The following is a 10,972-nucleotide window of genomic DNA, read 5'->3' as shown; positions in this document are numbered from 1 at the left end:
TCTTCATTGCCTCATTCGAACGCGGCCGGCAAACCCGGTGGTTCGCATAAAACAAAACCCCGCCAAAAAATGACGGGGTTTGTCAGCAGTCTGAGGGCCGCGCGATGCGGCCCTTTCGCTATCCACTTTCTCAGCTTTCCTTTAGGCCTTCCAGCAGCGCCTCGTGAAAACGCTCCGGCGCCTGGATTTGCGGCGAGTGGCCAAGGTCTTCGAATTCCACCAGCCTTGCGCCCGGAATGACCTTGGCCGCATCCTTGCCAAGTTGCGTATAGTCACCGAGCGTCGCGGCAATCTCTTCCGGCGCGCGATTGGCGCCCGGCGCCGTCTTGTCGGTCATGCCGATCATCAGCAGCGTCGGCACTTTCACCTGCGCAAATTCATGCACGACAGGCTGGGTGAAGACCATGTCGGAGGTCAGCGCCTGGTTCCACGCCACCTGATCACCGCCCTCGCCTCCATACATGCCGGCACCCATTTGCACCCACTTGTCGTATTCCGGCTTCCATTCGCCCGAATAATAGAACTTTTGCTGGTAGGTCTTGATGCTGTCGAAGCTGGTCTTTTTCTCGCCTTCGAAGGCAGCCTCGATCGTCTGGTAAGGCACGCCTCTGGCCTTCCAGTCCTCAAGCCCTATGGGGTTGACCAACACCATCTGCTCGGTCGTTTCGGGATACATCAACGTAAACCGCGTCGCCAGCATGCCGCCCATCGAGTGACCGATCACTGTCGCCTTGTCGATGCCGCGACTTTCCAGGAGCGCCTTGGTGTTTTGCGCCAGCTGATGGAAACTGAACTGGTAGCTTTCCGGCTTGCTCGACTTGCAGAATCCGACCTGATCCGGCGCGATCACCCGATAACCGGCATTGCTCAACTGGCTGATCGTGCCTTCCCAGGTGGCGCCACAAAAATTCTTGCCGTGCAAAAGCACTACCGTCCGGCCATTCGGTTTTTCGGCGGCGATGTCCATGAACACCATTTCAAGCTTCTGGCCCTGGCTGTCCAGATTAAGCACTTCGGTCTTGAACGGATATTCAAACCCTTCAAGCCGCGGACCATAGGTCGGGCGCTCCTGCGCCACGCTCACAGCAGGCAGAGCGGTGCAGGCCAATGCGGCAAACATCACGGCTGATGTCAGGGATCGAACGGACATGAAAAACTCCTTCCAAATAGCGGCACGCAATTTGCGCACGCCGTCTGCTGGAAGTAGCTAGACACAAGCGATCGGACGGCAACGCGCAATAACGCGGCCGTGAAAGTTGTTTATCGGTCAGATTTTTCGAAAAATGGAAAGGGGTTCGCGGCACCCGCAACCGGATGGCGTCGGCCCATAGCCGACGCCCAAGGGAAAGCAGCCTTATTCCTCGACCTGCGACTTCTGGTTATCCAGCGTCATGTAGTCGAGCGGCAGTTCCGTCGTGTATTTGATCTGCTCCATGGCGAACACGGAGGAAACGTCGCGGATTTCGATCTTGGCGATCAGCCGCTTGTAGAAGGCATCATAGGCGGCAATATCCGGCACGACGACGCGCAGCAGATAATCGACATCACCGCTCATGCGGTAGAATTCCACCACTTCCGGAAAATCGACGACCACTTCGGAAAAGCGCTTCAGCCATTCGATCGAGTGGCTGGCGGTGCGGATCGAAACAAAAACCGTGACCTTGGTATTCACCTTGGCCGGATCGAGCAGCGCCACACGGCGGCGGATGACGCCATCCTCCTCCATCTTCTGGATACGGCGCCAGCAGGGCGTCGTCGAAAGACCGACCTTCTTGGCAAGGTCGGCAACGGCCAGTGTGGAATCCTCCTGCAGGATGCGCAGGATCTTGCGATCGAGACGGTCCATAAAATCTCCCCTTCGAAATTATTTTTCGTCATACCGCGAATTTTGGCACATGTAACCGAAAATTCTTTCAACGACACAGTCTGTCCACATCCTGCCGAAGTGTTGGCAGAACGTCATTGCTAAACCACAAATTGCGTTTCAGCCATGCACTGTTTCGCCAGCTTGGATGCGGCAAAGGCAGGATGCGCGGCCCGTCATTTGCAAAATAGCTACGCCGCCAGTCCTTGACCGTATCCGTCATGGTTTTCGCCCGCATTTTTCCCATATGCCAGGCCTGCGCATATTGTCCGATCGCAAGGATCAGCTCGACCTGCGGCATCGCGTCGATCACGGCCTGCCGCCAAAGCGGTGCGCATTCCCGTCGCGGCGGCAGGTCGCTGCCCTTCTCGTCATATCCCGGAAAACAGAAGCCCATCGGCACGATGGCGAACAGATCGGGGTCGTAAAACTCCTCACGGCTGACGGCCAGCCATTCGCGCAATCGGTCGCCCGATGCATCATCGAAAGGCCGCCCGCTTTCATGCACACGCAGGCCCGGCGCCTGCCCGGCAATCAGGATTTTCGCTTTCGATGAAAGAACCACGACGGGCCGTGGCTCATGCGGAAGTCGATGTTCAAAGCCCCGCGCCGGCACGTCGCGACAGAGCCGACACGCGGCGATCGACCGGCGCAGCAGTTTCAGCCGGTCGGCAATGGCATCGTCAATCGGGCTGTCGTTTGCAATCAAGGTTTCGGTCACGGACAAAACTCACAACCATTCCAGTGACAATAGATCCTGCATGCCGGAGAGGAAACCATTTCCCTCCTGTTCCAGCTTGCGTTCGCGCCGCCATTGCGCCGGCATCGTGAACGACCCGGCCCAGATCCCCCTACGATCCGTTTCGGCTTCGATCTGCTCGCTGCGATAGGTAATCAGGCCGGTAGCCACAGCCATCCCCGATCGCACCATTTCGCCCTCGATGGTGCGACCCTCGGCCAGACAATTCACCAGCAGACGACCATACCGATCGCGATCGCCGCCACGACACTCAACCGCGCCACGGGCCATCATCCGCTGCAGAGCAGCTTTCGCCTCTTGCCCGCAATCCCAAACCTGCCCGTCACGTTCGCAGGTCTGGTCGAGTTCGGGCGCGTCGATACCGACAAGCCTCAGTCTTTCGGCACCTGCCGCAAGCGTGTCACCATCCACCACCCGGAACGGCCCCGTGACGGGATTGCTTCCCTCGCTTTGCAATCGTGCGGCGATCAGCACCAGCAGGAACAGAAAACACAGCGTCAGCACGGAATCCTTGAAACGCCCCATCCGCCTGCGTTTTCGATAAACGCCCCGAGACAGCCGCATCATGGTTCTGCCTTAATTCCCAACAGAGCCTTCAGAAAAATGGAAAACAAATTCTTTCGCATCAGGACCTTCTTAATAATTTCCTACTAGGCTCGCACCATCCGGATCAGCAGTCCATGGGCAATGAGTAACAGCGTCAGCACATCGACGGACAAGATCATCGTGGACCGCACGCGCGCCCACCGCAGCAAGCCTGTGTCCAAAGCCGTGCGCGCAACGCGCGAGCGTTTACAGTTTACCGCGCAGGGCGCCCACGCATTCGACCGCGAAATGCTGTCGCAGCACGTGCATACCGTTCTCCAAAGCGCGCTGATCACCCCCGTCGTCATCATTCTGGTCGCCATCGTCGGCATTGCCATCAACCAGAACAGCGGCCTTATCTCCTGGGGAATGCTGGCACTTGCTGTCCATGCCATGAACCTTGTGCTCGCTAGACGGGTTTCCCGCGCCGAATTCACCACTGAAGAAGCGTTGCGCTGGCGCAAATGGCTGCTGGCCGGCCAGATCGCGCTTGGTTTCTGCTGGGCACTGTTCGCGCTGCAGGACTGCAATGCCTGCGGCAATACCGACGGCTTCTATTTCTACAAGGTGGCAGCCCTTCTGGTGGCGATCTCGATCACCGCCATGACCAATTTCATGTTGCGTCAGGCGGCCCTGTTCAGCTTCATCCCGATGGTCCTGACACTGCTGATCATCGCGATCAACAGCCGGAACCCGCTGGATTACGGCCTGACCGCCATGGTGGCGACGGCACTCGTGCTGTTCTATTACATTTCCAACCGGCTCTATCAGTCCAGCCTCACATTGCTGTCCTACCAGACGGAAAAGGACGACCTGATCGCCGAACTCGAAGTCGCCAATTCCATGTCGGACGAGGCCCGCCGCCGCGCGGAAGAGGCGAACCTTGCGAAATCCCGTTTTCTCGCATCGATGTCGCATGAGTTGCGCACGCCGCTCAACGCCATTCTCGGCTTTTCCGAGGTGATGAATTCCGAAGTGCTCGGCCCACTCGCCAACCCGACCTACAAGGAATATGCCGGCGACATCCATCGTTCCGGCGAGCACCTGCTCAACCTCATCAACGAGATTCTCGACCTGTCGCGCATCGAAGCCGGCCGTTACGATCTGAACGAAGAAGCGCTGTCGCTTCTCGAAATTGCCGAGGACTGCATCGGCATGGTGCAGTTGCGTGCCCGCACCAAGAACATCACCATCCAGCAGCAGTTCGAACCGGAACTGCCGCTTGTCTGGGTGGACGAAAAATCCATGCGCCAGGTCCTGCTCAATCTTCTGTCCAACGCGGTGAAATTCACCAGCCAGGGCGGCGATGTCATGGTCAAGGTCGGCTGGACGGCCGGTGGCGGCCAATATGTCTCGATCAAGGACAATGGACCCGGCATTCCGGAGGAGGAAATCCCGGTCGTTCTCTCCGCCTTCGGTCAGGGTTCCATCGCCATCAAGAGCGCCGAACAGGGGACCGGTCTCGGCCTGCCGATCGTACAGGCGATCCTTTCCAAGCATGATGGCCAGTTTATCCTGAAATCCAAGCTGCGCGAGGGAACGGAAGTGATCGCCATCCTGCCGGCTACCCGGGTGCTGCAAAGCCTGCCGGCTGTCGAGGACGCACCGCCGATCGAGCGCCGCCGCAAGAGCTTTGCGTGACAATCTGAACGGCGCGCCACCTTTTCCAGCGCATGGTTTTGAGGCATGATGATGCCATGACCAAACTTCTCGACCGCGCCATCGAAGTCGCCCGCGAACTGCCTGCCGAAATGCAGGACGAGCTCGCGCGCCTGATGATGACTTTTTTCAACGGCGAGCAGGATTTTTACGTCATGTCGCCGGAAGAAGAAGCATCTTTCAAAAAATCACTGGAACAGGCTGCACGCGGTGAGTTCGCCTCCGACGAGCGCGTTGAGGCAATCTGGTCGAGATTTTCCAGGTGAACATCCTTTTTACACCTGAAGCGGCAAACGAGCTGGAGCAGGTGCTGGAAAGGATTTACATGGCCTCGCCTTCCGGCGCCGAACATGTCGGTCAACGCATCCGCAAGATGGTGGAATATCTGGCCACTCACCCTCATGTCGGAACAAGAACCAATCGCGCCGGCATGCGTCGCCTGATAATAAATCCCTATCCCTACGCGATCTATTACAACCTCGCAGACGATACGATCACCATTCTCGGTGTCCGCCACGCAGCGCAAAATCCGGCCAACATGCCGGATGCTGATTGACAGTTCAGCACATGGCGCAGCAAGAGATCTGCCTGATCGCCCTACTTGCACACCACCTTTTCCAGCGCATGGTTTTGAGGCATGATGATGCCATGACCAAACTTCTCGACCGCGCCATCGAAGCCGCCCGCGAACTCCCTGCCGAAATGCAGGATGAACTCGCGGGCCTGCTTTTGCGTTTCATGGGCGAGCATGACGGCGAAGTGTATCAATTGACGCCGGAGGAAGAGGCGGACATCGAAGAGGCAGAACAAGAGATCGAACGCGGAGAACTCGTCGAAGAGACCGAGGTCCACGCCATTCTGGCGAAATACATCCGGTGACCGTGCGCTTTACCGATCGCTCTTCCATACAGATCGATAAAGCACTCACATATGTCAGCGAGCGATCTCCATCCGGTGCGGAACGCATTGCCATACGCATTTCTGAAGCAATCGAACTTCTTGCAAATCAGCCGAGAGCCGGCCAGAGAACGAGCAGACAATCGACAAGAAGACTTGTTATGAGCCCCTACCCCTACGTGATCTTCTACCGGCTGGATGGCGAGGATGTCGTTGTTACCCGGTTCAGGCACACATCCCGCCGACCGGAACAGTAGTCCTCACTCCCACAGCCGCACCACGACCACATAAAACACGAACATACCGTTTGCGCCCAGAAGGCAGAATACCGCGAAGGATCCGAGATCCTTGGCATGGCGGCCGACGCTCGAAATTTCAGGCGAGATACGGTCGACCAGCTCCTCGATCGCCGTATTCAGGGCCTCGATCGAAAACAGCACCAGCATGAGAACGAGATAGATCAGGTAATCGGTGAATTTCGCGCCGACAGCGACAAGGATCACAAGGCCGACGACAAAGGCGATCACCTCATGGCGAAAGGCCTCTTCCCGCCACAACCGCGCCAGTCCCTGCAGGGAATAACGCGTTGCCGCCACCACTCGGCGCAGGCCGCTCGCCTTTTCGATATTGCTGTCCAGTGGCGTCTTTTCCATGCCCGGCTCCCTTATCCGGTAGCCGTCATCCTCTCGGCCCGATGCGGTTCTATCGCCCGGAGCGCCTTCGACGTCTATCTGCAATTGCGGTCACCCGGCAAGGTCGGGTGGATATCGTTTGTTTTACACCCGACCGATCACAGACAGAGAACCAGTCCGTCATGTGTCGCGCTCGCGCTCGGCAACCTGTCGTAATCTGATCTTCTGCCCCGCCGCCCATGAGTCCGCATGTTCCTCAAACCGGAAAACGCGCTCCATAACCTCGCCATCCTCAAACACCCGCACGATCCACCAATCGTCACGTTCGAAAACCTCGACCCTGTTGCAAGACAATATGCCAAATCCCAATCACCCCATTAAAATATGACAAAAGATAACTTTCGCGAAAACACTGTCCACCCGCAAGTTCTTGCAATTGGCCGAAAATTAGGCAGGCGACTTGCCGGAAACGGCTTGAATTTAGCTATATGACTGTATATCACATAATTGTGAGGGCGTTCCGGTGTCGAGAAGGTCGAGTGCCAAGCGGCCAAAACAGAATCATGAGCCGATTAGGCACAAAAACACAGGCCACGAAAAAGGGCGGCGCAACCTTGATCGCGCCACCCTCGAATTTCCGGTCTCGATATTTCCGTAGCCTGCTTATACCTTGTTGGTCACACCCGCCTGCGCAAAGGTCGCCATGCCGGAATGGCAGGTAGCGGCGGACTTGACGATGCCGGCGGCAAGAGCGGCACCCGTGCCTTCACCCAGCCGCATGCCGAGCGCCAGAAGTGGCGTCTTGCCCAACTTCTCGATTGCCGCCAGATGGCCCGGCTCACCAGAGACATGGCCGATCAGGCAATGATCGAGCGCCGAAGGATTGATCGCCTTGAGGATGGCAGCGGCGGCGGTCGCCACATAACCGTCGATCAGAACCGGGATCTTTTCCATACGGGCCGCCAGAATGGCGCCGGCCATGGCCGCCACTTCACGACCGCCGAGACGGCGCAGCACTTCCAGCGGATCGGAGAGATGATCCTTGTGGAATTCGACCGCCGCCTTTACCGCCGCGATCTTGCGCGCCAGAACATCACCATGCGAGCCGGTGCCGGGGCCAACCCATTCTTCCGCCGTGCCGCCGTAAAGCGCGAGATTGATGGCGGCAGCAATCGTGGTGTTGCCGATGCCCATTTCGCCGATGATCAGAAGATCGGTACCGCCGGCAATCGATTCCATGCCGAAGGCCATGGTTGCGGCGCAGTCGCGCTCGGACAGCGCCGGCTCCACGGTGATGTCACCGGTCGGATAATCCAGCGCCAGGTCAAAAATCTTCAGGCCGAGGTCGTGGGTGACGCAGATCTGGTTGATGGCAGCACCACCGGCGGCAAAATTTTCTACCATCTGCTGTGTCACCGATGGCGGGTACGGCGTGATACCGTGTTTTGCCACGCCATGATTGCCGGCAAAGATTGCCACGAGCGGGCGGTTGACGGCAGGAGAGCGGCCCGACCATGCGGCAAGCCAGAAGGCGATTTCTTCCAGACGACCGAGCGAACCCGGCGGCTTGGTCAGTTGCGCATCACGCTCGCGCGCCGCTACCAGTGCCCGCTGGTCCGGACCCGGCAGTTCGCGCAGGAGAACGCGAAAATCGTCGAAGGGCATGCCGCTCACGCTCATATCATCATTCCTTGTCTGTCTCTTGTCGCGGGAAGGCTTGTGTTTGCTTCGGGAATCCCGCTTTGTGGCCCCCTGTTTATCAGGCATGGCCGGAGGAACAACTGCCAAACGCACGTCACATGTTGAGCGAATTCATCGCGGATATCGCCCGCTCCGTCGGCTTCCTGAGCCGGTTGCCGGTTCACGCGCGCTTTTTCGAAGGCCATGACGGCAGTATTTCTCGCGCCGTGCGGGCATTTCCGGTGGCCGGCGTCGTCATTGCTCTGCCTGCCATGTGCGTATTGTGGGCGATGCTCGTTCTCGGTGCACAACCATTTCTTGCGGCCATTCTTGCGCTCGGTACACTGACAGTCACCACCGGCGCATTGCACGAGGACGGGTTTGCGGACGCCGCCGACGGCCTTGGCGGCGGGCGCGACAAGGAACACGCGCTTGCCATCATGAAGGACAGCCGCACCGGTTCCTATGGTGTCGTGGCCCTGATCCTGTCTTTCGGCATCCGCGCCTCTGCCCTTGCCCAACTCGGCACAGACCTTTCGCCCTTTGGCGCCGCCCTTGCCCTCCTTGCCGCTGCCTCCGTCAGCCGTGCCCTGATGGTCTGGCACTGGTCGATGCTGCCGCCCGCCCGCACGAACGGCGTCGCCGTTGCTGTCGGCAAACCGGAAGACGCAGCACGCACCATGGCGCTCGCCCTCGCCGCTCTCCTCGCCTTCCTGTTCCTGTTGCCGAGTTACCATCTCGGCTCGATCCTGTTCGCTCTGGCCTTCGCGGTTCTGGCCGCTTTTGCCTTCACCCGCGTGGTCGATAAAAAACTCGGTGGTCATACCGGCGACACGATCGGCGCCACCCAGCAGGTCACGTCAATGGCGGTTTTTACCGCCCTTGCTCTTGCAACGTAAGCGCCCGATATGTCGGTCATGCACGCATCGAACATCCTCTCCCCCTGCAGCGGCGTCTGCACGATTGCGGGCGAAGACACGCCGCTTGCCGGTCATTGCATCGGCTGTGGACGCTCGCTTTCCGAAATCGGCAGCTGGCGCGATCTCGATGACACGGCGCGTGCAAACCTCATGTCCGTCCTGCCCGGCCGCCTGCGTCGGGCCGGCCTTGCCGTTCCCAACACTCTGAAGGAGGCCATTGCACCGTGAATGGATTGACCGTCGTTCTCATCATTCTCGGCGCCGGACTGGCGCTCCTCATCTTCAATGATTCCAGCGGCCACACGATGGGCATGGAAAACGACGATTTCGCGCGGATGGTCTATCTGCTGCCGATCGCAGCGGTCCTTTCCGCCGGCGTTCTCGCCGGCCGCCACGGAGGGCTTGGCGAAACCGCGCGGATGATCGCCATCTGGCTGGTCATCATTATGGGCCTGATGGTCGGTTATCTCTATCGCAACGATTTTGCCTCGGTCGGCAATCGCTTCATGGCGGGCCTGATGCCCGGCAGCGCCGTCGTCACCACGGCGTCCGATGGTAGTTCGGAAGTCATCCTGCACCGCGCCATGGGCGGACATTTTCAGGCGCGCATGGAAGTCAACGGCCGAACCGTGCCGATGCTGGTCGATACCGGCGCAAGCTCGGTCGTTCTCAGCTGGGACGATGCCCGGACACTCGGCCTTGATCCGGAAAACCTCTCCTTCACCGTCAGCGTTTCCACCGCCAACGGTCGCGCCATGGCGGCCCCCGTCCGACTGGACCAGATGACCATCGGCCCGATCGTTCGCCGCGATGTACGGGCAATGGTCGCCTCGGAAGGCCGGCTCGACGAAAGCCTGCTGGGCATGACGTTCCTGTCGACCCTGAGTTCGTTGCAGATCCAGACGGACGAAATGCGCTTGAAAGACTGACGTCTATTCCGCCGCCATCAGTTCCGCCACCGGCACGACCTCATCCGTGCGGCTGCGAAAATGGCTCGGCGGTGCACCGATGATACGCTTGAAGGCACGGCTGAATGACGCCTCGGCATCATAACCCAGCCGCTCGGCAATCACCGAAACACGCATGCCTTCCTTCAGCCAAAGCCGCGCCTGATGCATGCGCACCCGCGCCACATAACGCGCCGGCGTTTCGCCCACTACCTTGGCAAACCGTTCGGCAAAACCGGAGCGTGACGCCCCCATATGACGGGCGAGTTCGGCAACCGACCAGTCGCGTTCCGGTTCCAGATGGATTGCCGCCAACACGCGGCCGACATCCGGACTGCGTACAGCCGCGATCCAGCCATTTGTCTCGCCGCAGCCATGCTCCACCCAGGTGCGGATCATCGTCGCCATCAATACATCCGCCAACCGCGCCAGAATGCCGCCGGCGCCGACCCGGTCCATGTCCACCTCGCGCGCCATGGCATCCAGCAGATGCGGAATGGTCGGCTCGCTACGCGCCAGATCGGTGGTGGTCATCACGTCCGGCATCATCTGCAACAGCGGGTGCAGCCGGTCGAGATTGAAACGCAACGAACCGTTGAAGATCTGCGTCTCGCCCGGCCTCTCCTGGCATTTCACGTCGTAAACGCCAGAGCAAATTTTCGTGCGTCCATACCGTTCGAACGGCACCGGCGGAACGGTCGGATGTTCGGCCACGACATGCGCATTGCCGCGCGGCACCAGCACGGCGTCCCCCGCCTTCAGGTCCAGCCAGTCGCCCTGCCCTTCCAGCCGCAACACGGCAGAACCGGACTGGATGAAATGAAACCGCGCCGCCTCCTGCGCCGGAAAGGCCGTGGCCCAGGGCGAAGCCGGCCGGCAGCGGCCGTATTCCACACCATCGAGACGCAATCCCCGCAGCATTTCGCTCAGCGGATCGGAAGGGAGTTCAAATGGAGAATTGGACGAATGATCAAGCATGCCGGATTTTTTAGCATGGAAACTCCGGCCGGTCACGCCTATTCCTTGAC

Annotated in this window: 16 protein-coding genes; 8 read left to right on the top strand and 8 right to left on the bottom strand. The window is 59.3% G+C overall.

Features of this window, described 5'->3' with window-relative positions; all coding sequences use genetic code 11:
* Nucleotides 1–130: 130 nt before the first annotated feature.
* The 4 genes from J2T09_RS26450 to J2T09_RS26435 all read right to left on the bottom strand — a co-directional run bounded on the left by J2T09_RS26450 (nt 131) and on the right by J2T09_RS26435 (nt 3,149).
* Nucleotides 131–1,150 carry an alpha/beta fold hydrolase gene (locus tag J2T09_RS26450; RefSeq protein ID WP_306840075.1) on the bottom strand — a complete coding sequence of 340 codons (1,020 nt, stop codon included), beginning with the start codon at nt 1,148–1,150 and terminating at the stop codon, nt 131–133.
* Between the two features lie 204 nt (nt 1,151–1,354).
* Nucleotides 1,355–1,846, bottom strand: a complete 492-nt coding sequence (locus J2T09_RS26445) for an Lrp/AsnC family transcriptional regulator (protein ID WP_306840074.1) — start codon at nt 1,844–1,846, stop codon at nt 1,355–1,357.
* Between the two features lie 67 nt (nt 1,847–1,913).
* Complete coding sequence (locus J2T09_RS26440) at nt 1,914–2,585, bottom strand: uracil-DNA glycosylase family protein (protein ID WP_373458662.1); 672 nt, start codon at nt 2,583–2,585, stop codon at nt 1,914–1,916.
* 9 nt (nt 2,586–2,594) lie between these two features.
* Nucleotides 2,595–3,149 (bottom strand): thermonuclease family protein, encoded by a 555-nt coding sequence (locus J2T09_RS26435; protein ID WP_306840073.1) that lies wholly within the window; start codon nt 3,147–3,149, stop codon nt 2,595–2,597.
* A 162-nt stretch (nt 3,150–3,311) separates the two neighbouring features.
* On the opposite strand from J2T09_RS26435, the gene J2T09_RS26430 reads away from it, so the two are divergent.
* The 5 genes from J2T09_RS26430 (at nt 3,312) to J2T09_RS26410 (ending at nt 6,022) form a co-directional block, all read left to right on the top strand.
* Nucleotides 3,312–4,850 (top strand): sensor histidine kinase, encoded by a 1,539-nt coding sequence (locus J2T09_RS26430; RefSeq protein WP_306840072.1) that lies wholly within the window; start codon nt 3,312–3,314, stop codon nt 4,848–4,850.
* Between the two features lie 56 nt (nt 4,851–4,906).
* Nucleotides 4,907–5,134 (top strand): hypothetical protein, encoded by a 228-nt coding sequence (locus J2T09_RS26425; protein WP_306840071.1) that lies wholly within the window; start codon nt 4,907–4,909, stop codon nt 5,132–5,134.
* Nucleotides 5,131–5,424, top strand: a complete 294-nt coding sequence (locus tag J2T09_RS26420; RefSeq protein ID WP_306840070.1) for a type II toxin-antitoxin system RelE/ParE family toxin — start codon at nt 5,131–5,133, stop codon at nt 5,422–5,424. Before J2T09_RS26425 ends, J2T09_RS26420 begins: the two co-directional genes overlap by 4 nt.
* Nucleotides 5,425–5,516: 92 nt before the next feature.
* Nucleotides 5,517–5,747, top strand: coding sequence for a hypothetical protein (locus tag J2T09_RS26415; protein ID WP_306840069.1), 231 nt, complete (start codon nt 5,517–5,519; stop codon nt 5,745–5,747).
* Nucleotides 5,744–6,022, top strand: a complete 279-nt coding sequence (locus tag J2T09_RS26410; protein WP_306840068.1) for a type II toxin-antitoxin system RelE/ParE family toxin — start codon at nt 5,744–5,746, stop codon at nt 6,020–6,022. Before J2T09_RS26415 ends, J2T09_RS26410 begins: the two co-directional genes overlap by 4 nt.
* A gap of 3 nt (nt 6,023–6,025) precedes the next feature.
* Here J2T09_RS26410 and J2T09_RS26405 read toward each other — a convergent pair whose 3' ends face one another.
* From J2T09_RS26405 to cobT, 3 genes are all read right to left on the bottom strand, one after another.
* On the bottom strand, nt 6,026–6,418 hold the full coding sequence (locus J2T09_RS26405; protein WP_306840067.1) for a diacylglycerol kinase: 393 nt from the start codon (nt 6,416–6,418) through the stop codon (nt 6,026–6,028).
* A 159-nt stretch (nt 6,419–6,577) separates the two neighbouring features.
* A complete protein-coding gene (locus tag J2T09_RS26400) occupies nt 6,578–6,751 on the bottom strand; it encodes a hypothetical protein (protein ID WP_306840066.1) in 174 nt (57 codons plus the stop codon).
* Between the two features lie 309 nt (nt 6,752–7,060).
* A complete protein-coding gene (gene cobT, locus J2T09_RS26395; protein ID WP_306840065.1) occupies nt 7,061–8,077 on the bottom strand; it encodes a nicotinate-nucleotide--dimethylbenzimidazole phosphoribosyltransferase in 1,017 nt (338 codons plus the stop codon).
* A gap of 119 nt (nt 8,078–8,196) precedes the next feature.
* On the opposite strand from cobT, the gene J2T09_RS26390 reads away from it, so the two are divergent.
* From J2T09_RS26390 to J2T09_RS26380, 3 genes are read left to right on the top strand one after another with little or no spacing between them, the layout of a single operon-like run.
* Entirely contained in the window at nt 8,197–8,976 is a 780-nt protein-coding gene (locus J2T09_RS26390; protein ID WP_306840064.1) for an adenosylcobinamide-GDP ribazoletransferase, read from the top strand.
* An 18-nt stretch (nt 8,977–8,994) separates the two neighbouring features.
* Complete coding sequence (locus tag J2T09_RS26385; protein ID WP_306840063.1) at nt 8,995–9,225, top strand: DUF1289 domain-containing protein; 231 nt, start codon at nt 8,995–8,997, stop codon at nt 9,223–9,225.
* Nucleotides 9,222–9,926 (top strand): TIGR02281 family clan AA aspartic protease, encoded by a 705-nt coding sequence (locus tag J2T09_RS26380; protein ID WP_306840062.1) that lies wholly within the window; start codon nt 9,222–9,224, stop codon nt 9,924–9,926. The genes J2T09_RS26385 and J2T09_RS26380 overlap by 4 nt, the downstream gene beginning before the upstream one ends.
* 3 nt (nt 9,927–9,929) lie before the next feature.
* Here the strand turns inward: J2T09_RS26380 and J2T09_RS26375 are convergent, their stop codons facing one another.
* A complete protein-coding gene (locus J2T09_RS26375) occupies nt 9,930–10,922 on the bottom strand; it encodes an AraC family transcriptional regulator (protein ID WP_306840061.1) in 993 nt (330 codons plus the stop codon).
* Between the last annotated feature and the right edge of the window lie 50 nt (nt 10,923–10,972).

The sequence above is a fragment of the Neorhizobium huautlense genome (assembly GCF_030811685.1).
Classification (GTDB): domain Bacteria; phylum Pseudomonadota; class Alphaproteobacteria; order Rhizobiales; family Rhizobiaceae; genus Neorhizobium; species Neorhizobium huautlense_A.
This window is presented reverse-complemented; position numbering and strand designations above follow the sequence as displayed.

Excerpts from the sequence above, each read along its gene's own strand:
- J2T09_RS26450 (WP_306840075.1), bottom strand. The coding sequence starts at position 1,150 with ATGTCCGTTCGATCCCTGACATCAGCCGTGATGTTTGCCGCATTGGCC.
- J2T09_RS26445 (WP_306840074.1), bottom strand. The coding sequence starts at position 1,846 with ATGGACCGTCTCGATCGCAAGATCCTGCGCATCCTGCAGGAGGATTCC.
- J2T09_RS26435 (WP_306840073.1), bottom strand. The coding sequence starts at position 3,149 with ATGGGGCGTTTCAAGGATTCCGTGCTGACGCTGTGTTTTCTGTTCCTG.
- J2T09_RS26430 (WP_306840072.1), top strand. The coding sequence starts at position 3,312 with ATGAGTAACAGCGTCAGCACATCGACGGACAAGATCATCGTGGACCGC.
- J2T09_RS26425 (WP_306840071.1), top strand. The coding sequence starts at position 4,907 with ATGACCAAACTTCTCGACCGCGCCATCGAAGTCGCCCGCGAACTGCCT.
- J2T09_RS26415 (WP_306840069.1), top strand. The coding sequence starts at position 5,517 with ATGACCAAACTTCTCGACCGCGCCATCGAAGCCGCCCGCGAACTCCCT.
- J2T09_RS26405 (WP_306840067.1), bottom strand. The coding sequence starts at position 6,418 with ATGGAAAAGACGCCACTGGACAGCAATATCGAAAAGGCGAGCGGCCTG.
- cobT (WP_306840065.1), bottom strand. The coding sequence starts at position 8,077 with ATGAGCGTGAGCGGCATGCCCTTCGACGATTTTCGCGTTCTCCTGCGC.
- J2T09_RS26390 (WP_306840064.1), top strand. The coding sequence starts at position 8,197 with ATGTTGAGCGAATTCATCGCGGATATCGCCCGCTCCGTCGGCTTCCTG.
- J2T09_RS26385 (WP_306840063.1), top strand. The coding sequence starts at position 8,995 with ATGCACGCATCGAACATCCTCTCCCCCTGCAGCGGCGTCTGCACGATT.
- J2T09_RS26375 (WP_306840061.1), bottom strand. The coding sequence starts at position 10,922 with ATGCTTGATCATTCGTCCAATTCTCCATTTGAACTCCCTTCCGATCCG.